We start from the raw sequence: 19,029 nt of genomic DNA, 5'->3' as shown, positions 1-19,029 counted from the left end.
ATGCCCGAGCCGAAGCCGAGTTCCTGGGGCAGGTACTCCCACTGGATCCCGGTGTGCAGCACGAACAGGATGCCGCACAGGGCCTGCCGGTCCGGTACCCGCGGTCTGCCCTCGGCCCGCTTCGGCCCCGGCTGCGGCAACAACGGCTCCACCAGCGACCACAGTTCATCCGACACAACCCACGGCCGCGACTGTTTCCTGCCCACACCCACACCAACGAGCATCCAAGCCGACAGTCACACCAACACCCCCTTTTGTTAGGACCTCTTAAGGGGCCAGGGGCAGTTCGATCGCGCTCAGCTGCTCCGCACGCTCCGTCGCCGGGCCACCCCGGGGGAGTATTCCCCCGGGGTGGCCCGAACAGCGCGTGCTGGAATCCGCCACTCAACACAACAGCTGAACGGCCCCCAAGTCAACAGAGAGCAAAGCGCGTACAAACCGAAGGCCACGAAGTGCGTGGCCCACGCGCACGCGGGTGGACCGAATCCACTCCCACCGAGGCCGAACGGGAGACTGTGCGGATGATGGCGGGTGCTGTGGACTATGTGCCCGGTGTTATGGCCGCGAGTGCGGAGGCCAGGTCGTCGCAGAGGTCTTGGGGGTTTTCCAGCCCGATGTGGAAGCGGACGAGGCGGGGGGCGTTCGCCGGGGCAGGCAGGGCCCGCAGGTGATGGGGCACGGCGGGCATGACCAGGCTCTCGAATCCGCCCCAGCTCGTGCCGAGGCCGAACAGTGAAAGGCCGTCGATGAAATGTGTGAACGCCGTTTCACTGCACGGGGCCAGCTCGATGGTGAACGGGCCTGCCGCACCGGAGAACTGGGATTGCCACAGCTTGTAGCCGGGATCGGTGTCGAGGGCGGGGAAGAGGACGCGCCGAACGGAGGGCTGGGACTGCAGCCACTGCGCGACGGCGAGCGCGGAGGTCTGGTGGCGTTCCATGCGCACCGCCAGGGTGCGCAGTCCGCGCAGGGTGAGCCAGCAGGTGTCCGGGGCGGCATGGGTGCCGCTGCGGTCGCAGTACGCGCGAACGCCGGCGAGGGCGTCGAGGGTTCCGGTGATGAGCCCGAGCAGAAGATCGGAGTGGCCGTTGATGAACTTGGTCGCGGCGTGGATGGAGATGTCGATACCGAGCGCGTGCGCGTCGAAGAAGACCGGTGTTCCCCAGGTCGCGTCGCAGGCGACGGGTATCCCGAGGTCGTGCGCCGCTACGCAGATGGCGGGCACGTCCCACATCTCCATCGTCAAGGAGGCGGGCGTCTCGACGAACACCAGGCTCGTGCTCTCGCGCAGCAGGGGCGTGATGTCGGCGTCGTGGGCGAAGTACTCCACGTCGGTGCCGGACGGGATGAGCACGTTGTCGCAGAAGACCCGGGTGGGCCCGTACACGCCCGCGCCGACCAGGATGTGGCGTCCGGGACCGGCGTGCTCGGCGAGCACGGCGGTGATCGCCGCCAGCCCGCTGCTGGTCGCGATGCACGTCTCGGTGTTGGCGACCTTGGCCATGGTGCGTTGCAGCTCGAACGTTGTCGATGTGCCGGATCTGCCGTACCGCGGACCGTCGAACACCAGCCCGTTCTGTGCCTGCTTGTAGGCGTCGTACGAGTCGAACACGGTCGTCGATGTCCGCACCAGTGGTGGGCTCACCGCGTTCGCGGCTGGCGCAGTCTGCCGGCCGGCGTGAACAAGCAGCGTCTCTGAGTCCATCAGATTGTCCTTGGGTGATCGGTGGCAGGGCGGTGGTCGAGCGGTCGTGGCCTCGGCGCGCCCAGGGGCCCGAGGCGGTGCTCCGGCCGTCTGGGCTCGCGGACTGTGGTGCGGTCAGCGGTTGCCGGACTGCTGGGCGGGGGCAGGGGCGACGTCGGTGTCGGTGGCCTGCACCTTCGGTGTGGTCTCGGAGTACGGCGCGGTGGGTTCGGGCAGATTGCGGAAGAGGAGCCAGCCCAGCAGAGGCATCACGACCAGGGGTGTCAGGGCGGTATGCAGGGATGTGGCGTCGGCGATGCTGCCGATGACGGGGCTGGCCAGGCCGCCGATGCTGACGGTCAGGCCGAGAGTGATTCCGCTGGCGGTGCCGATCCGGGAGGGCAGGTAGTCCTGGCCGAGCGTGACCTGCAGCGAGAAGGGCACGTACAGGCAGACCGAGGTCAGGGCAACGAACAGGTAAATGGCCGGGCCTGGCATCCACACCACGCACGCGATGGCCACGGCCGTGAGCAGGTACGACCAGCGGGTGACCGTCACGCGGTCCCAGCGGCTGGCCAGGCTGCCGCCCGCCACCGAGCCGATGGCACTGCCGCAGTAGAGCACGGTCAGGGCCGCGGTGCCGACGACCTCGCTGCCGCCCAGACGCTGGCGGACGTACAGCGCGATGAAGGTGCTCAGTCCCACGAAGGCGATCGAGCGGAAGACCACGGCCAGGGAAAGCTTCACGAAGGAAGGGATGTCGTCTTTGCCGACCGGCACGGCGGTGCCGGGTCCGCCGGCCTGCTTCTGCTGCAAGGCACGCACCACGGGCAGGCACACGGCGGTGCCGACGAGGGCCGGCGAGGCGAGCCAGGGCGTCCAGCTCAGTCCTTTGGGCGCCACCACCGCGGTGACCATGAGCGGAGCCAGGGCGAAGCCGATGTTGCCGCCGCCGGAGAACCAGCCCATGGCCCGGTGGCTGCCCTGGCTGATGATCCGGGCGACACGGGCGGATTCGGGATGGTAGGCGGCCACGCCGATGCCCGAGATAGCGATGAACACCAGCGTGAGCAGGTAGGAGCCGCTCAGGCCGCTCAGTGCGATGCCGACACCGCCGAGCAGGGTGCTGAGGGGCAGCAGCCAAGGCATGGCCCAGCGGTCGGTGAGCGCGCCGAACACCGGCTGCGCCACCGAGGACAGCAGCGTGGCGGCCAGCACGATGCCCGAGGCGACCGCGTAGGTGTAGTCCCGTTCGGCGATGAAGAACGGCACCAAGGCAGCCACGGAGCCTTGGTAGATGTCGACGCAGGCATGGCCGACGGACAGCAGAGGGATTGATGTATTCCTTCGCACCGCTCCATGCTGGGCGGGAAAGGCGTGTTCCGCTTTCGATAGAGTGACAACCAATGCAGAAAATCCGCCACGAGGCCGTTGCGCCGACCCGCACCCAGCATCTGGCTGCGGGCGGGGAGATCGACGCCCACCGCCATGACGGCCACCAGATCATCTACGCCAGCCAGGGCACCATCGCGGTCACTACCGACGTCGGATCGTGGGTCGCCCCCGCGACACGCGCGCTCTGGATCCCCTCCGGTACCGTCCATCAGCACCAGGCCCACGGCGAACTCGATCTCCACCTCGTGGGATTGCCCGCCGCCGAGAACCCCCTCGGGCTCGGCACACCGGCCGTTCTGGCCGTCAGCCCTCTCCTGCGCGAACTCATCGTCGCCTACACGCACGCTCCCGAGGACGACAGTCCTGCCCGCCGGCGTCTGCGCACCGTCCTGCTCGACCAGCTCAAAGCGGCCCCCGAGCAGCCTCTGCATCTGCCCCTCCCCACAGTCCCCCTGCTGCGGCAGCTGCACGACGTCCTGCGTGCCGACCCAGCGGACAACCGGTCCCTCGACGATCTCGGCCGGCAGCTCGGGGCCAGTGCACGCACCATCTCCCGCTACCTGCGCAGCGACCTCGGCCTCACCTACCCCCAGTGGCGCACCCAGATCAGACTCCACCACGCCCTGGTCCTCCTGGCCGACAGCACTCCCGTCACCGTGGTCGCCCTGCGGTGCGGATGGTCATCCGCCAGCACCTTCATCAGCGTCTTCCGCCGCACCTTCGGCTACACCCCCGGCGCCGCTCCCGCCACCTGAACCTCGCCCGGTCCGCGCCCGAGGTCACAGCACCGGCTGCCGCGTCGCGGCCCCGCGCAGCTGCACAGCCAGGGCACCGGCCGCTTCGGACACCGGCCCGCGCGCAGGATCCCGTGCGCGCAGCTGGCGGCGGCGGGCCCAGGGGTCCTCAAGGTGCGCAGACGGCCAGGGCGTTTGACGGGCGCCGCCCGCGACCACGCGGTGCACGGGTTCGTCACCGCGATGGACGTGGCGTTCCTGGCGGCCGCCGGGGTCATGGCGCCGGCCGCGGCCTTGGTCGCCCGACTTCCTGTCGAGCCCGCGCCACCGCCGCGCCGGTCGAGGACCGTGAACTCGCCCCTGAACGCATGTCGGCCCCGTACACGCCTCAACAGGGGTACGGGGCCGAGGGGTTGGCGTACGGGTAGGCCAGCAGGGCCGGGATGGTCGCCTCGTGGGCCGTGCGCAGCTCGTCCAGGCCGAGGCTGAACTCGCCCCGCACCTCGACGGCTTCGCCGTCCACGACACCGATCCGGGTCGCCGGGAGGCCGCGCGCGCCGCACATGTCGGTGAAGCGCAGCTCCTCGGAGCGCGGCACGGACACGATCGCCCGGCCGGCCGACTCGGAGAACAGGAAGGTGAAGGCCACCAGCCCGTCCGGCACGACCAGGCGCGCCCCGGCCGCCCTTGAGGCAGGGCTCCGCCACGGCCTGGATGGTTGATGGAGGCCCGGCTCGCCCATCGGGTCGGCCTGGGGGCGGACGTCAAACGCAGTGATGCCCAGCAGCGAGTAGTCAGCCAGGACTTGGAGCCTGCACGGACGGCGCCCATTCGGGTACCGCACCGCAGTGATGGGTACCTCTTTCGGTCATGCTCCCTGCATGAAGTCGGTGTGCAGGTCGGCGGTATGGCATTGTGACAGGTCCGGCCTGCCAGGCTCCCCCGTCTTGGCGGGCCGGACCACTGCCGCGGCTGAGGCGCGGAGATCAGCCCGTACTGGGCCAGGCGCCGATGTCCCTGAGCGAGCATGAAGTCCCGGGATCTGACCGTGGTCCCGGGACCCTCTTCGTATCTTCCTTGACTGCCCCGCTCTCCGATCACACGCAACCTTGGTCACCATGTCGCGTCCGTCGGGTCACGCCCAGTCGATGCCGAGCCCAGCAACGGGTGGCAGCGGTCATCTCACATTCCCCCCACGTACGGCCAGTTATGGTGTCACTCTCCGTAAGTGATCTCGCTGCCCTGGGTCTGGTTCAGTCGACGTCGACGTTGCCCATGACTTCGAGGAGGCGGGTGAGGACTCGCAGGCATGCGTCGATCTCGTTTTCGGTGAGGTCGTCGCTGGCCTGGCGCAGCACTGTGCGTTCGCGCTCGATCGCCGCGGTGATGGCGCTGTGGCCGCGCTCGGTCAGCTGGATGAGCGATGACCTTTGGTGGGCCGGGTTGGGGGCGGCCTCGACAAGACCTCTGGCCGCGGCGTCGTTGACCATGCGCTGGACGAACTGGCGGCTGAGCGCCTGCGCCCTGCCCATCTGAGGGACGGTCATGGAACCGTGATCGCGGAGCAGGTTGAGGACGGCCCGCACCCCGACCGGCAGTCCTTCGGCGGACATGTCCTGCTCCACCTTGCGATGGGTGCGCCGGTACAACGGCCCCACCAGGTCGAACACCTCGGCAAGCCGGTCGGTCACCTCTTCGGACGCCCGGCTGGGATCTGCTTCGTTCACACCGCCATGATGACACCTCGGTTGCCTTTCCATTTCAAGGATGACACCTTAGTTGTCATGAATGATCTGTTCTGGCTCGACAGCGGTACCGGCCGACCCCTCGTCCTGCTCCACGGCGGATTCCTGGACCACCACATGTGGGACGACCAGATTCCCGCCCTCGCCACGCGCTACCGCGTCATCGCGCCCGACGCCCGCGGCCACGGCCGCTCCGCCAACGCCACCGAACCGTTCCGGCACACCGACGACGTCGCCGCGCTGCTACGACACTTGGACATCGGCCCCGCGGTCCTCGTGGGCGTCTCCATGGGAGGAAGCATCGCGGTCGACACCGCACTGGAGCATCCGGAACTGGTCAGTGCCGTGGTCGTCAGCGGTGCCGGAACCAGTGAGCCGATCTTCACCGACCCCTGGACCATCCGAACCTGGACCGCCTGGCAAACGGCGATGGCCGCCGCCGACCTGGACGCCGCCGTCGAGACGTTCACGCTCTTCGCCGCAGGCCCGGACCGCACCCTCGACGATCTCACCCCTCAAGTCGTCGGCCGCCTGCGCGAGATGACCCGCAGCACCCTGTCCAAGCACACCGCCGACGAACCCGACCTGCGCATCCCTGTCCGCGACACGTGGAACCGTCTCGCCAAAATCGACGTGCCTGTCTTCGCCATCAACGGCGCCATCGACTCACCCGATCACATTGGCATGGCCGAACGCCTCACCCGCACCGTCGCCAATGGCCACGCGATCTCGATCGAGGGGGCCGCCCACTACCCCAACATGGAACGCCCCGAAGCCTTCAACAAGGCCCTCGAAGACTTCCTGCGCACCTCATGACCACAGGGACGCCCCCTCAGCCCCGCGTTCACTAACCGTGACAAGTGGCGGCCAGATAGCTCCCTACTAACTGGCCGCCAGCGGGGAATCCCAACTGGCCATTATCAAAGCACCTCAGTTGCCGAAGCCCACAGGCCGAAGCGAGGTGGCCGAACCCCCATAAACGGTCCGTGGTACGAGCAACGTCAATTACGGGCCGCCCCACCACCGCCGAACCTGGGTTCTTTCTCAGAACCCGCTCTCACACAAAAGAGGAGATGAGCCCAAGTCCGGTTCGATGGATGCCGGCGGCGGGATACCGGGCCGCCCCGGCCGGCCTGTACCGCGGTCGGCCGGGGTCGACACCCGAAGCCCCTTCTTCAGCCGGGGCACCAGGGTGAAGCGGCGGGTGTGGCAGGCGGAGGCGGCCGCGCCGCCGCGCGAACGGCACGGCAGGCCGGGCCGGGCATCACACCTCGGAGAGGCGCGCTGTTCGATGTCGTCGGCGTCCGACCGGTCGCTTGGGGAAGGCTGCTGAGGGCCCGTCACGGCCCCGGATCTTCGCACGATGCAACTCTCAGCCCCGAGCGCGGACAGCCGCATCGACTACGCCCGCTGTGCTGAGCGCGTCGAGCTGGGAGTCGAGTTCCCGCCCGAGGGTCCCGAGTCTCCGTTGCTGTCGGAGCTGTAGGCGCCTTTCGTGGTGAAGAGCCGGTCGCCCAGCCGGTGCGACTTCGGCGATGACCTTCTGGGAGGTGGCCAGGTCCGCCGGTTGCGCTTCGGTATCGGCCAGGACGGCGGCCAAGTACGCGCTCCCGTTGCGTAGTTCGCGGAGCGGGCCACCGTCTGGCCGTGCTGGGCCTGGAGGTCTGCCTGGTATTGACACCCGGGGGGATGCTTGTGAAGCAGGCCGGCGCTCAGCAGGGAACCCGGCTGCCTGTCCCTATTTCGGCGGGCGGGACGTCCCAAGTCGCAGGTCAGCGGCTGGGACGGCGACGGGACGATGTGCGGGATGGCCTGGCTGACGCTCGGCGGGTATTTCGCTGCATACGGTGGTGTGGATCGCTGGCCGACCACTGGCGGTCCTTTCCTCGAGCCTGGCCGTCTGCTGAGTAGCGGCGTGTAGGCCGAGCGGGAACACCTCATCGAGAGAAAACGGGAGTTGTTATGTCACGTCTGCGTTTCGCAGGGGCCACGTCCGCCGCGCTGGCTGTGGTGGCGGGAACGATGCTCTTCGCCGCGCCGTCGGCCAGTGCCGCGTCCAACTGCCACGCCTGGACCGCCAACAACGGAAACGGCATCGGCTGGTGCGACAGCGGCAACGGCCGCTGGAAGGTCCACGGCAGCTGTGCCAACGTCGGTGGCGTTCACACGGGTATGGAGGGCTCGGAGGGCGGCCGTTCCATGGGCAAGGAGTGGGCCTCCGTGCTGAACTGCTCGGCCGGGGGCGGCGGGGCTCTCGACATGTGGGTCGAGACCTACGGCTGACACATCAAGATCCGCTTAGGTACGGGCCTCTGAGCCCCATCGCTGACGTACGTGATGGCTTGCACGGACCGGACGGCAGGGCTCAGACTTCACGGGGGAGACGTGTCGTCCGTCCGGCGCAGGTCTATGCCATCTCCCCGAAGGGTGGCGTGAGTGAGGTCCGCGAGGCTCGCATCTGGCGGGCGACGGCGTGCGCGCCCTTCCCACAGCTGCTGGCTGATGTCACGCTGGGGTTCGTGTCCATCCGGACGGTTCCCCGGCCCAGGAGGAGGCGACCGTGCCTGACAGATCTACGCCGGTAACCGGGCTTCGGGTGCGGCAGATTCCACTGCGGGTGCCGCGGGCGCCTTGGCAGGAGTGCCGGCCTGGGATGATGGGGCGTCAGCGGCGGGGGCTTTGACCTTGGACGGCACGCCACCCGCCGCTCCTCCGCCCCCGCGTCTGCCCCGCTGCCGGGCGAGCGGCCCGAAGGGTAGGTGGCGTCGTCGACGGTGGTTTCGGTGTCGTACGGGAGCGTGTACAGGCCCGTGATTTCGTGTTCGGCCCGCCAGACGCAGGCGACGCTGGCTTCGGGCCGACAGCTGCTGACGCGCTGGTTGACGTAGGAGTCCGGGGAGGCAGGAGCCACCCTCACGACGAGGGAGCTCACGGCAAGAGCGCTGAGCCTGTCCTGGGCGCGGGCGTGCAGTTCTACCAGGATCGCATCCATGCACGCTCACTGCCCCGGCACGGGGACCGATCAACCAGACCATGCCTCAGTGCGCGCCCGCCGCATCGGGTTCAACTGCCTATACATCATTGATTGTTGATTTCTGGCGGTTCTCGTGCGACAGTGCGAATTGATCCGGTGCGACCGATCGCGCCCATGGCCCGAGGAACTGTGCCGCCTTCCTGATCTGCCGAGGAACGACAGGGACCGGGGGGAACCGTTGCGCATCCTGCGGCTCACACCGTGGTACTACCACGACCAGGTCGATGCCTGGCCCGCGGAGTACGACTCCATCGGGGGAATGCAGATCCAGACCACCCGACTGTCCCGGATGCTGGCCGAGGACGGCGTGCAGCAGGTAGTGGTGACAGTCGGCTTCCCCGGGCTCCCGCCGGTCCGCGAGGACCGGGAAGGGCTGACCGTACGCATCGCCCGGATGCCGATTCCCGAGATCCGCTCCGAATCGACTGGTCTGGTGGGGCTGACCCCGGCGTGGTTCTTCGCCACGCTCGGCGCCTGCTTCGGGTTGCGGCGGTGGAAGCCGGACCTCGTCCACGTCCATGCCGATGGGGCGCTCTGGACCCTGCTGCTCGCCCCGGTTGCCGCCCGGCTGGTCCGCGCACCGTACGTCCTCACCCTGCACTGCTCGCGCCTCGCGGGCTACGTCCCGCGGTCCGCCATGGCCCGGCTGCAGCAGCGCTTCGGGGCCATCGCGGAGAAGCGCGCGATCCGCCGCGCGGCATGGGTCGTCACGCTGACGGAGAGCACAGCGTGCGTTGCGGCCGAGGCCCTTGGCGTGAGCGAGCAGCATTTCGCCGTGGTGCCGGACATCGTGGACACCGGGCCCGCCCCGCCCCGAGTGTCCCGAGCGGGCGCGGGCGGCTTCGACGCATGGGCGGCCGCCGCCGGCCACCGCCCGATCATCGGCTTCGCCGGTCGCCTTGCCAGCGAGAAGGGCTGGCAGTACCTGGTGCCGCTGGCACTGCGCTTGCGCGACCTCCACCCCTTGTTCCTGATCGTCGGCGACGGGTCGCAGCGCGAGCGCCTGGAGGAGCAGATCCGCGCCGAGGGACTGGCGGACGAGTTCCTGATCACCGGATTCGTCCCCAACAACCGGGTGCCGGAGGCCCTCGCAGTCATGACCACGCTCGTCATGCCCTCCTCCTACGAGGAACTCGGCGGCGTCGCACTGGAGGCGCTGGCCGTCGGAACTCCCGTGGCCGCCTTTGCCGTTGGCGGTCTGCGCACGACCGTTGGCCGGCTCTGCCCGGACATGCTGGTGCCGGCGGGCGACCTCGATGCGCTGGCGACGAAGGTTCGGCGGATCATCGCGGAGCCCGATCGCTATGCGGCGCTCGCCCGATCGGCCGGGCCGGCGGTCGAGCAGAGCTACGGCGCACCGGCAGCACTGCGGCAGATCACAGCGGTCTACGAAGCGGTCCTTCCACGCCTGGCCGAGAACCCGCGATGAGCACCAAGACCGACCGTCAGCGCGTCGGTCGTCTCCTCCTGAGCAGCGAGACCCGGAATCTGACGGTCGTGGGCACGCTGGTGTTCGTAGGCGTCGGCGCCGAACCGCTCGCGATGCTGCTGTTCCTGGTCCACGCTACGGGGTCGTTCGGATCCGCGGGGATCGTGATCGGCTGCTATGGATTGAGCTCGGCCGCCACCGCTCCCGTGCGTGGCCGGCTGGCCGACCGGTACGGCGCCGCCGTGCTCGCCGTCATCGCCACGACGCACCTGGTGCTCACCCTGGCGCTGGTCGCCGCCGGCGAAGCCCACGCACCGCTGTGGGTCCTGGTGTTGACTTCGGCAGCCGTCGGCACCGGCTACTCCGCGGTGTACGCCGCCATGCGGTCGGCCTGGTCGCGGCTGACCGGCGAGCAGGACCGCGAGAGCGCCTACGCGGTTCAGGCGGTCCTCCAGGAGATCGGATACATCGGCGGCCCGGCCGGCGCCGGTGCCACAATCGCGCAGGCCGGGACCACCTTCGCCCTGCTCGCCACCGCCTGCCTCACCTGGTCGGCGACCCTGGTCTTCAGCCAGCTGTCCGCGGTTCGCAGCCAACCCCGGGCCGCAGTACAGATGCGGAGCAGGCCAGCCGTGATGGCCAGCAGACCGCTGGCCGTCCTGACCGCGACGACGGCGCCCACCGCTTTCGCCTTCGCCGTCGTGGAAGTCGACCTCCCCGCCTACGCCACCCGGCACGCCGTCCCTGGCATCGCCGGGCTGCTGATCGCCCTGGTCGCCATCGGCAGCCTCGTGGGCGGGCTCGCGTACGGCCACCGCACCTGGAGATCCGCGCTCGACCGCCGTTACGCGGCCATCCTGTTGCTCCTCGCCCTGCTGATGACCGCGCTCTCCCTCGCGCGTTCGATGCCCGCCGTGGTGCTGCTGACGCTGTTGGTCGGCCTGCCGGCCGCCCCCATGATCACGTGCCGTTACCTCCTGCTGGACGGCACCGTGCCGAACGGCTTCGCCAACGAGGCATTCATGTGGATCACCATGGCCGACGCCATCGGCGATTCGGCCGGAAAGGCCATCGGCGGCTTCCTGGTCGAGCGAAGCTCCTTCGGCCTCGTGTCACTCGTCGCCGGCCTGGCCGCCGCTCTCGCCATGCTGATCACCGTCCTCGGCGGCCAGACCCTCCGGCGCTCCGTAGCGACCGAACTGACCGTGTGAAGCACCTTCCCGTCCCGCCCCCTTCCCATGCAAATGGCCGTGCCCGCCACTGGGCGGCGGAGCGCGGCGGGCAAACATGCGGGTTCGATCAGGCCGGCAGGTGCCAGATTTGGTTGGTGTGGATAGCGTGCCGGGCCGTCGAACAGGTCGTGGACCACCTGGGGGCAGAGCAGATCAACCTGTTCGGCTACTCCTACGGCTCTGTCATCGCGTGTCGCCCGCCTGGTGATGGGCGGCGTGCCCGCCGGCACCGCACCGGCCAAGCAGCAGGCCTAGCGACTCGTCGCCCTGGCCCAATCGGGCCAGGAGCAGGAATTCGCGACGCTGCTGACCGAGACCATGCTGTGCATGGACCCCACGGCGCCCGTCGCGCACCAAAGGCTGGTCTACCGCTTCCGCCGGCCGGTGCTGCGTCACCTGCGAGCCCCCACGGCACTGGCCGGCCAGCACTCCTTCGGCCTGACCTCCGACCCGGGACTGCGGCTGCGCGGCGTACCGACGCTCGTCTTCGCCGCCGCCCATGACACCCTGATCCCGGTAGCCGACCAGCGTGCCCTCGCTGCCACCATCGACAACAGCTCGTTCACCGTTGTGGAAGAAGCAGACCATCTGGTCCTGCTGGAGCAGCCCGCCGCAGTGATCGATCTGACACTCAAGCACTTCCAGCCCGCCATCACGACACCCCCACTGGTCGGCGCGCAAACCGGAACAAATCTTGACGATCATGCGCGTGCGTCCCAGAGGTAGCTGGGCGAACAGCAGGCCGCTGCCTGTCCGGGTTGACGGGGTGCGACCAGGTACGCATGTGAAGGCCCCATGACGCGGCATCAGGGTCTGGTCGGGGTGAGCTCGGGGTGGTGCCGGATACCAGGACGCGGTCTTGCTCGGGATGGTGGAGGCATGACGAACCAGCCTCCGGGGATCCTGAAGCGGTGACCGGCTCGGCCAGACGCCGCAGACCCAGGAAGACCGCACCGAAGAGCACCACTGCGGTGATCAGGAAGAGATGGCCCAAGATCCAGGCACGGCCCAGACCGTGGCTCGGGTCCGAGATTCGGATGGCTCCATAGGCCAGCATGCACAGCGGTGCGACGATGAAGGCGGCGCGCGTCAGAGCAGTCCGGCACGCGGAAGTCCCTGAGGAATCTGCCAGTGCGCCGCGGCCACCCCGGGGCACGCAGCGGAACCGGACACCGGCACTGCACATCAAAGGGGCATGACGACTGTGAAACTCGGCGGCATAATCGCGACTGCTGCCTGCCTGATCGTGCTGACCGGCTGCGGCAGCGCGAACACAAAAGGGCCTGAAAAGAGCGGACCTGCTGCAGCGTCAGAAGCTGGCACGATCACGCCGCAGAAGATTACTCAGCCGGTGACCGAGTCCACAGACGGACGAGTACTCCACACGCGAGGCTATGCCGGAGGCTGTCAGCGAGATGTACGCCTGTCGGCCGATGAGAAGGCGGGAAAGGTGACCTTGACGTTGCAGGGAATTACCCGGTCTGCCCCGCCATGTCCCGCGGACGCCATATGGCTTCCCGTCCAGGTCACCCTCTCCAAGCCCATGGCCCACCGGCTCTTGATCGACGGCGTGTCAGGACAGCACATCTCGGTACACACCAGCTCCAGCTAAATCTGTGTGGTGTTCTGGCTCGTGGTGCCGGGCGAAGAGATCTCCGGCTGACGCGGGAGCGGGGGAGGGCGAGATGCGGCAGGAGGGGGCCGGAGGCCGGTGGGGTGGTGGCGCGTCGCCTGCTCCGGACGCCACGGAGCGGCCCCGTTACCGGGCGATTGCCGATGACCTGCTGTCCGGGCCGATGCTGCAGCTGCCCACTGCCTGGGAGATTGCCCGCCGGTATGCAGTCCCGTTCGCCACCGCGCAGTTCGTGCGGCGTGCGGTGGCGACCCAGCTCCGTGCGCCGGGATGCCTGACGGCCGCCGGCGACAGCACGGTCGAGGCCAAGCCGGCTCGACGACGTCGGCCTGCGCACGCTCGTACGCAAGACGCTAGATCTGCGCGGCTACGGAGGGAAGCAGTGATCGAGATCAGCGACCGTGGCCCCGGCATTCCCGAGGATGTCCTGCGGTACGTCTTCGACCGCTTCTACAGGCCGACGCCGCGCGGACCCGATCCGAAGGAAGCGGCCTGGGCCCCGCCATCGCGACCGAGAACGTGCGCCTGCACCGCGGGACCCTGACCGCCGCCAACTGCCCTGGCGCAGACGCGGTGGTCACCATGACCCTGCAGGACGGGACCGGGGCGAGCGAGGCTTGGGTGAACGGGACCCTCGCGATCGAGAATGGGGCCCCGAACGGGCCCCTGGCTCGATCACCGAGGTGCCCCCCGGATGCCCGGCCGCGACGGCCGAGTCCGGGGCGGTGGACCTCTACCTTCCGGTCCCGGTGGCGAAGATGAACGCCGGTGGCTTGGGCGTCACCCAGCCCGTCTACACCGCCGCCAACGCCGAAGTGCCCGGCAGCAGACAGCCACCGGCCGTGGACGTAAGGCCCACGAGGCAGGAACGCCGGGCATCTGGACCCTACGGTGCAACGCGGCGGGCAACGCCGTCCCTGTGCCGAGCCCGTCTCAGGCGGGTTCCTGACTGCGGTCGGCCCAGGCGCGCGCAGGCCAGGCCGTCAGAGGTTCCCGGTGAAGGGGCTCACGCGTATGCCTGCCAACGGGTTTATGTAGGGTTGGCTGACTCACGATCACGGGGGGAATCGATATGTTCAAGTCGTCAGCGCGGGGCGCGGCCGTTGTCGCCGTGTCCCTGGCCGCACTCAGCGTCTCTTGCGACGCGTCTTCGGCCACGGGGACCGGTGAGCGGACGCCCACGTCGGCGAGCGCGTCGGCCTCGCCATCGGCGGCGGGCGAGGAACTCACCGTCTCCTCATCCTCCTCGGCTGCCAGTACGCCATCGGCCGAGAAGGTCCGCGACGCATTCGCCGGCCTCCAGGCGACCTTGGGTGACTCATGCACGCCTGGCAACTGCGCTTACTTCCTGGGCCGTGTCTACGACGAACTGCACCGCGTGGACCGAGCCATGAAGGCGGACCCGAAGGGACCCGGCCACTTCCCCGAGCCGATCGCCCTGGTGAAGAAGCTCGACGCCGAGCTCGGCGGCGACCGCTCCTTCGCCAACCTGAAGAAGCACCAGACGGCGTTGATCGCCACCCGCGACAAGATCAACAAGTGGATGCAGGGCCACCCTGAGGACTACCGCTGACACGGATGCGTCCCAGCCGGCGCGGACGTGGCTCCGGCAGCTCCATCACCTCATACAGGGCGTCCGCCAGCGCGGAGCGGTCGCCGGGCGCCGACGGCTGCAGCCGCACTACCCGCCAGGGCTGGCTGGTGAGGACCGCGTCGAGGGCGTCGGCCGCAGTATCGACTCCAGTCCCGCGCACGCACCCGATCGCCCGTTCTTGCGCCACCATTTCCACGACTTCCGCGAGGCTCCGTTGCGCAGGGAGATCAGGCATAGCGGGCTCCAACTCATCTGAAGAGCGTCGGAAACTCATTCTTCTTGTCCAGCCGACCGGTCCCGGGGCAAACGCAGGAACTTCCCCGAACGGGTAGGGGCCTGCCCCGGCGTGTCCCACGAATGCCGCAATCCGATCGTCGACGCGGCGACGTTGAACAGTCCGTGACGAGACAGCGCGGCCGCTACGGAACCCCCATGACGGTCTTTCGTGTGCCCGGGCAGCCACGTGACCCGCGCCGCCAGGGCCATTGCCCGGTATGCCAGGCGTTCCGGTGAACGCTGCTTCGGCCGGGTGGCGAACGGAGTGCACCGCAAGCGTCTGGAGGCGAGCGGCATCGACCCCGCAACGCTGCCTCCGCTGCCAGACTTCCGTAGGCGCCGTCCCCGCCCCAGGCCATGACTGCCGGGACAGCCCGTGCGCGTGGACGTGAGCCGCTGCGCGTGGGCGAACTCCTGTTCAGCGGGCTGCTGCCCAGCACCAACCCTGCTGTGGGGGTGGTGCGGCCGGAGGAACTGCGTGTGGGCGCGGAACTGTGCTACTACGGCCGGGTCACCGGGGATCCCTGGCAGTCCCAGGATGGCGGCCGCATCCGGGTGGAGGTCGAGGGCACCGTCATCGACTTCGACGCCGATGAAGTCCTTGCCGTCGTCCAGCAGTACCTCGTCCCCGTGCCCGCCTCTCTCGCCACCGCGGCCGTCCACTGTCCGGGACCAAGATCGGCTGTTCCCACCAGGACGAACTCGAACTGCACCTCAGCTACGAAGAGTTCGTCGAACTGGCCGACGTTGTGGCCTACGTGTGGTGGGAGTGCCTGCAGGACGCCGACAACCGCGCCGACGCCCGCCTCGCCTCGGTCATCGGCGTGGCCCGCGCCTTCGCGGCGGCGCGCTGCGACACGGGCTAGCGGTCAGTGGCTTGGGATGCCCGGTGGAGGCCTGGTCGATCCACACGGTACGGCGCTCGGTGTCCAGCAGGTAACAGATGCGGCCGCCGGCGGTCACCTCGATCTGCCAGCGCTCTATCGCCTGCCCCCGGTGAGCACCGCGACCGGCGGGCGGGCGAGGGTGCACGTGCCCTTTGCAAGGCTGCTGGCTAATGCCAGGCTGGGGTTCTTATCCACCCGGCCGGTTCCCGGCCCGTGAGGAGGCGGCCGTGCCTGACAGCAAGCACAAAGGCGATCCTGCTCCCATCAAGCCGTGGACGCCGCCGCCGACGCCGCCGAGTCCCGACGGCAGCGGCGGAAAGTAGCCGGTCACCCGATGGACTACCGTGCGGTGGCGGGCAGGGAACTCGCAGCCATGGCCGCCTTCCGGTCACCCTGGCTGCGTGCCGCGTTCGATGCTGTGGACCGCGAGAGCTTCGCGCCTCCGCAGTTCTGGGCCCTCCACCCCGATGAACAGGGCCTGCTTCCCGTCGTGGACCGCTCCCTCGACAGCGATTCCTGGCGGCGGGCGGTGTGGGACACCCGCCGTTCCCTGATCACTCAGATCGACGACGGTCGCACCCCGCAAGAGGGCCCGGCCCGGGGCGACTACACGAGCAGCATCTCCGCCCTCGACATCGTCTTCGAGAAGCTGAACCACCTCCAACTTGAACCGCACCACCGGGTCCTTGAGCTCGGTACCGGCTCCGGGTACCACACCGCGCTGCTGTGCGAACGGGTCGGTGCCGGCCGGGTGACCACGATCGAGATCGACCCCGCCCTGGCAGCGTGGGGGGCCGAGAACCTGAAGCAGGCCGGGTACGAGCCGGACGTCATCACCGGTGACGGGCTTGCCGGATACGCCAGGAACGCTCGCTACGACCGGATCATCAACACCGCGTCCCTGCGCAGCATCCCCGACGCGTGGAGGGAACAGACCGCCGACGACGGCATCATCCTGACACCGTTCAACACGCTGTATGCCGGCGGCGGGCTCCTCAGGCTCCACGTCCAGGGCGGCATCGCCTCGGGCCGGTTCGTCGGCTCCGCCTCCTACATGTGGGCCCGCTCCCAGCGCCCTGCCGTGTCCGTGCCGCACGCGGACACCTACACCCTGCAGGCCTCACCCATCGACCCGGAGCAGGTCCTCGATGGGACCTGGACGCAGGACTTCTGCATCGGCCTGCACGTTCCTCACCTGAGCGTCGACATCAGGACGGACGCCGGCGGAAGCCGCCAGGCCCAGATCCGCGACGACACTGGCGAGTCCGTCACGATCGTCCGGTTCGCCCACTGGTGGGATCAGGACGCCGTCACCGTCTGGGGCCACAAGAACCTGTGGAAGGAGATCGTCACGGCCTACACCACCTGGCGGAGGGCCGGACAGCCCCACCCCACACGCTACGGCCTGACCTTCGACCACGAAGGACAGCACCTGTGGCTCGACGAACCAGCCTGATCCGTTGTTAAGGGCGTTCCGGCGCACCGGCGTGGTTCTGCTCGCCGCTTCAAGGTCTGGTCCTGCGCTGCGACGATGACGACGTGTCCCACTGCGGATGGTCCCCGCGATAGTCCAAGATCTCCTTGAGCCAGTGCCGTGACCGCATAGGTTCGCCGGGTGGTGGTGGCGGCAGTGATCTGCGTATCCGACGCAGGGTCAGGAAGAGATTGGGGCAGGGCCGGTGCGAGTGCGCTTGTAACGCGCGGGTGTGGTGCCCACGTGGCGTGTGAAGTGTCGGTTCAGGTGGGCTTGGTCGTGGAATCCCACGGTTGTGGCGACCTCTGCGGGCCGGTGGCCGTCGAGGAGAAGTCGACGTGCCTGATCGATGCGCTTGCCGGTGAGGTAGGTGTGTGGCGGCAGGCCGTATGTCTGCTTGAAGCAGCGGATCAGGTGGGTGGGGTGGGCGTGCAGTATGGCGGCGGCCTCGCGCAGGGATATACCGACGTGGATCCGTGAGTCCAGTAGTTCCCGCAGCTCGGTGGCGAGCCGGCTTGCCTCACGCCCCGGTGCGTGGGGCTGCAGGGCGTCGAGGTGGAAGTGGAGCCGTTCACGGATGAGCGAGAGGCGGGACTCGGCTTCGAACCCGTCTCCGGCGTGGACGAGAGCGGCGTGCAGTTGGTGGATCCGATGGCGCAGCAGCCCGTCGCTGAAGACCGGAGCGTCTACCGCACGGCCGGCCAAACGCTGGGGGAGTACGGAGTCGTTGAGGTAGAGGTTGCGCTTGCGGAAGCCTGATGCCGTGACGGTTCGACCGTCATGGGGGACGCCGGGAGGTAGCAGGAGGACGCTGGCGGTACCGGTCGCCCCATGGCGGCGACGGTCGAGTGCGAAGTCGACCGAGCCGTCGTCGAGGATCATCAGGTCCCACGTGTCGTGGGTGTGCGCAGGGTATGCGTGGTCGGTGAAGTGCGCGTGGAAGACCTCGGCGATTCCTGGGACTGAGGGCCTCCAGGCGCTGATGGACGTACGGGGTCGGTCTGAGGCCATGCAAGGAACGTACAAGACCCGCGGAGTTCGTGCGTGACAGGCTCGTGACGCCGGCCTGGAGGGCCTGAGAGGTCGCTCCTGGTTACCCGGCCCTGAGGAAGGATGCCGTATGTCCGAGTCTGTTGTTCCTGTCAACCTGGCCGACAAGCTGTCACAGTTCAGCGACCTGTGGTCGCAGAAGAAAGTGGCCGTGCTGAACGACTACGACGTCAAGCTGGCCAAATTGAAGGGGGAATTCGTCTGGCACACCCATGAGGACACCGATGAACTGTTCCTGGTCATCAGCGGGCGGCTCACCATCCAGCTCAGAGATGCCGATGTGGTTCTGGAACCTGGCGAGTTGTTCGTGGTTCCCCGTGGAGTCGAGCACTGCCCCATGGCAGACGAGGAGACCGCGATCCTGTTGTTCGAACCGGCGGGAACGCTCAACACCGGTGACGCAGGAGGACCGATGACCAAGGCGGCCGAGTTTCTCGGGTGACGTGCAGGGCGTGGTGTCAGACTGCGGCCCTGAGGGGCGCCGGCCCCAGCGGATGCCCTTCTCGCTGCGGATGCGGGAGCGTTCCTTGCGTTCGGCGGCCAGGACGTCTCGGTGGCGGACGTTGGCGTTGCGCCACCGCAGGTAGCCGTGCAGGGCCCGGGTCTGAACCGTGTGGTTGGGGTGGTCGAGTTGGCGATGGTGAAGTGCCGCAGCGGGCCGAAGTGGGCCTCGATCGGGTTCGCCCACGAGGCGTAGGTCGGGGGGGTGCCTCTATGTCCTTCGTCAAGGCACCTCTGTCGGGTTTGGTGTGGTTTGGGGTGTTGGGGTTATGCGGCGAGCTCGACGTCCTTCGGTGTCCGGGTTTCGTAGAAGGTGCCGTCGCGGAGCATGGCGAACAGGACGCTGATGCGTTGGCGGGCG

At 68.6% G+C, this 19,029-nt stretch carries 17 protein-coding genes and 3 pseudogenes; 12 read left to right on the top strand and 8 right to left on the bottom strand.

What is annotated here, in order from left to right; all coding sequences use genetic code 11:
• From AC07F3_RS42025 to AC07F3_RS42015, 3 genes are all read right to left on the bottom strand, one after another.
• On the bottom strand, positions 1 to 224 hold a 224-nt coding region (locus tag AC07F3_RS42025; protein ID WP_479120372.1), incomplete at its 3' end, for a transposase.
• A 317-nt stretch (positions 225 to 541) separates the two neighbouring features.
• On the bottom strand, positions 542 to 1,705 hold the full coding sequence (locus AC07F3_RS42020) for a trans-sulfuration enzyme family protein (RefSeq protein ID WP_479120371.1): 1,164 nt from the start codon (positions 1,703 to 1,705) through the stop codon (positions 542 to 544).
• 114 nt (positions 1,706 to 1,819) lie between these two features.
• A complete protein-coding gene (locus AC07F3_RS42015) occupies positions 1,820 to 3,037 on the bottom strand; it encodes an MFS transporter (protein ID WP_479120370.1) in 1,218 nt (405 codons plus the stop codon).
• A gap of 53 nt (positions 3,038 to 3,090) precedes the next feature.
• Here AC07F3_RS42015 and AC07F3_RS42010 point away from each other — a divergent pair, with 53 nt between their 5' ends.
• A complete protein-coding gene (locus AC07F3_RS42010; protein WP_479120368.1) occupies positions 3,091 to 3,834 on the top strand; it encodes an AraC family transcriptional regulator in 744 nt (247 codons plus the stop codon).
• Positions 3,835 to 4,201: 367 nt separating this feature from the next.
• Here the strand turns inward: AC07F3_RS42010 and AC07F3_RS42005 are convergent.
• Positions 4,202 to 4,529 (bottom strand): annotated as a pseudogene (locus AC07F3_RS42005) (AIR synthase-related protein); the annotation flags it as partial.
• 537 nt (positions 4,530 to 5,066) lie between these two features.
• On the bottom strand, positions 5,067 to 5,540 hold the full coding sequence (locus tag AC07F3_RS42000; RefSeq protein ID WP_479120367.1) for a MarR family winged helix-turn-helix transcriptional regulator: 474 nt from the start codon (positions 5,538 to 5,540) through the stop codon (positions 5,067 to 5,069).
• A gap of 57 nt (positions 5,541 to 5,597) precedes the next feature.
• Between AC07F3_RS42000 and AC07F3_RS41995 the strand changes: the two genes are divergently transcribed.
• Entirely contained in the window at positions 5,598 to 6,374 is a 777-nt protein-coding gene (locus AC07F3_RS41995; RefSeq protein WP_479120366.1) for an alpha/beta fold hydrolase, read from the top strand.
• A 228-nt stretch (positions 6,375 to 6,602) separates the two neighbouring features.
• Here AC07F3_RS41995 and AC07F3_RS41990 read toward each other — a convergent pair whose 3' ends face one another.
• On the bottom strand, positions 6,603 to 6,956 hold the full coding sequence (locus tag AC07F3_RS41990; RefSeq protein WP_479120364.1) for a zinc finger domain-containing protein: 354 nt from the start codon (positions 6,954 to 6,956) through the stop codon (positions 6,603 to 6,605).
• On the opposite strand from AC07F3_RS41990, the gene AC07F3_RS41985 reads away from it, so the two are divergent.
• The 9 genes and pseudogenes from AC07F3_RS41985 (at position 6,922) to AC07F3_RS41945 (ending at position 17,099) form a co-directional block, all read left to right on the top strand.
• Complete coding sequence (locus AC07F3_RS41985; protein ID WP_479120374.1) at positions 6,922 to 7,044, top strand: hypothetical protein; 123 nt, start codon at positions 6,922 to 6,924, stop codon at positions 7,042 to 7,044. The two genes, AC07F3_RS41990 and AC07F3_RS41985, sit on opposite strands and share 35 nt — an antisense overlap.
• A gap of 476 nt (positions 7,045 to 7,520) precedes the next feature.
• Positions 7,521 to 7,841, top strand: a complete 321-nt coding sequence (locus tag AC07F3_RS41980) for a hypothetical protein (protein WP_479120363.1) — start codon at positions 7,521 to 7,523, stop codon at positions 7,839 to 7,841.
• A 929-nt stretch (positions 7,842 to 8,770) separates the two neighbouring features.
• Positions 8,771 to 10,021 carry a glycosyltransferase family 4 protein gene (locus tag AC07F3_RS41975; protein WP_479120361.1) on the top strand — a complete coding sequence of 417 codons (1,251 nt, stop codon included), beginning with the start codon at positions 8,771 to 8,773 and terminating at the stop codon, positions 10,019 to 10,021.
• Positions 10,018 to 11,232: an MFS transporter gene (locus AC07F3_RS41970; protein WP_479120360.1), complete on the top strand. Its 1,215-nt coding sequence runs from the start codon at positions 10,018 to 10,020 to the stop codon at positions 11,230 to 11,232. Before AC07F3_RS41975 ends, AC07F3_RS41970 begins: the two co-directional genes overlap by 4 nt.
• 348 nt (positions 11,233 to 11,580) lie before the next feature.
• On the top strand, positions 11,581 to 11,979 hold the full coding sequence (locus AC07F3_RS41965; RefSeq protein WP_479120359.1) for an alpha/beta fold hydrolase: 399 nt from the start codon (positions 11,581 to 11,583) through the stop codon (positions 11,977 to 11,979).
• Positions 11,980 to 12,448: 469 nt separating this feature from the next.
• The gene (locus tag AC07F3_RS41960; protein ID WP_479120358.1) at positions 12,449 to 12,865 is read left to right on the top strand and encodes a hypothetical protein; all 417 of its coding nucleotides are present in this window, start codon (positions 12,449 to 12,451) and stop codon (positions 12,863 to 12,865) included.
• Between the two features lie 397 nt (positions 12,866 to 13,262).
• Positions 13,263 to 13,648: pseudogene (locus AC07F3_RS41955) on the top strand (ATP-binding protein); the annotation flags it as partial.
• A 616-nt stretch (positions 13,649 to 14,264) separates the two neighbouring features.
• A complete protein-coding gene (locus AC07F3_RS41950) occupies positions 14,265 to 14,459 on the top strand; it encodes a hypothetical protein (protein WP_479120357.1) in 195 nt (64 codons plus the stop codon).
• A 1,455-nt stretch (positions 14,460 to 15,914) separates the two neighbouring features.
• On the top strand, positions 15,915 to 17,099 hold the full coding sequence (locus AC07F3_RS41945; protein ID WP_479120356.1) for a methyltransferase domain-containing protein: 1,185 nt from the start codon (positions 15,915 to 15,917) through the stop codon (positions 17,097 to 17,099).
• Between the two features lie 198 nt (positions 17,100 to 17,297).
• On the opposite strand, the gene AC07F3_RS41940 is transcribed toward AC07F3_RS41945, so the two are convergent.
• Positions 17,298 to 18,128 (bottom strand): helix-turn-helix transcriptional regulator, encoded by an 831-nt coding sequence (locus AC07F3_RS41940; protein WP_479120355.1) that lies wholly within the window; start codon positions 18,126 to 18,128, stop codon positions 17,298 to 17,300.
• A 109-nt stretch (positions 18,129 to 18,237) separates the two neighbouring features.
• On the opposite strand from AC07F3_RS41940, the gene AC07F3_RS41935 reads away from it, so the two are divergent.
• Positions 18,238 to 18,609: a cupin domain-containing protein gene (locus AC07F3_RS41935; RefSeq protein WP_479120354.1), complete on the top strand. Its 372-nt coding sequence runs from the start codon at positions 18,238 to 18,240 to the stop codon at positions 18,607 to 18,609.
• 33 nt (positions 18,610 to 18,642) lie between these two features.
• On the opposite strand, the pseudogene AC07F3_RS41930 reads toward AC07F3_RS41935, so the two are convergent.
• A pseudogene (locus tag AC07F3_RS41930) lies at positions 18,643 to 18,869 on the bottom strand (IS630 family transposase); the annotation flags it as partial.
• Between the last annotated feature and the right edge of the window lie 160 nt (positions 18,870 to 19,029).

The sequence above is a fragment of the Streptomyces sp. NPDC045846 genome, from assembly GCF_056431605.1.
Note: the sequence above shows the minus strand (reverse complement) of the source record. Positions and strands in the feature narration are given on the sequence as shown.

Coding starts and splice junctions, on each gene's coding strand:
- AC07F3_RS42020 (WP_479120371.1), bottom strand. CDS start 1,705: ATGGACTCAGAGACGCTGCTTGTTCACGCCGGCCGGCAGACTGCGCCA.
- AC07F3_RS42010 (WP_479120368.1), top strand. CDS start 3,091: ATGCAGAAAATCCGCCACGAGGCCGTTGCGCCGACCCGCACCCAGCAT.
- AC07F3_RS41995 (WP_479120366.1), top strand. CDS start 5,598: ATGAATGATCTGTTCTGGCTCGACAGCGGTACCGGCCGACCCCTCGTC.
- AC07F3_RS41985 (WP_479120374.1), top strand. CDS start 6,922: ATGCAACTCTCAGCCCCGAGCGCGGACAGCCGCATCGACTACGCCCGC.
- AC07F3_RS41990 (WP_479120364.1), bottom strand. CDS start 6,956: ATGCGGCTGTCCGCGCTCGGGGCTGAGAGTTGCATCGTGCGAAGATCC.
- AC07F3_RS41980 (WP_479120363.1), top strand. CDS start 7,521: ATGTCACGTCTGCGTTTCGCAGGGGCCACGTCCGCCGCGCTGGCTGTG.
- AC07F3_RS41970 (WP_479120360.1), top strand. CDS start 10,018: ATGAGCACCAAGACCGACCGTCAGCGCGTCGGTCGTCTCCTCCTGAGC.
- AC07F3_RS41965 (WP_479120359.1), top strand. CDS start 11,581: ATGGACCCCACGGCGCCCGTCGCGCACCAAAGGCTGGTCTACCGCTTC.
- AC07F3_RS41960 (WP_479120358.1), top strand. CDS start 12,449: ATGACGACTGTGAAACTCGGCGGCATAATCGCGACTGCTGCCTGCCTG.
- AC07F3_RS41940 (WP_479120355.1), bottom strand. CDS start 18,128: ATGGCCTCAGACCGACCCCGTACGTCCATCAGCGCCTGGAGGCCCTCA.
- AC07F3_RS41935 (WP_479120354.1), top strand. CDS start 18,238: ATGTCCGAGTCTGTTGTTCCTGTCAACCTGGCCGACAAGCTGTCACAG.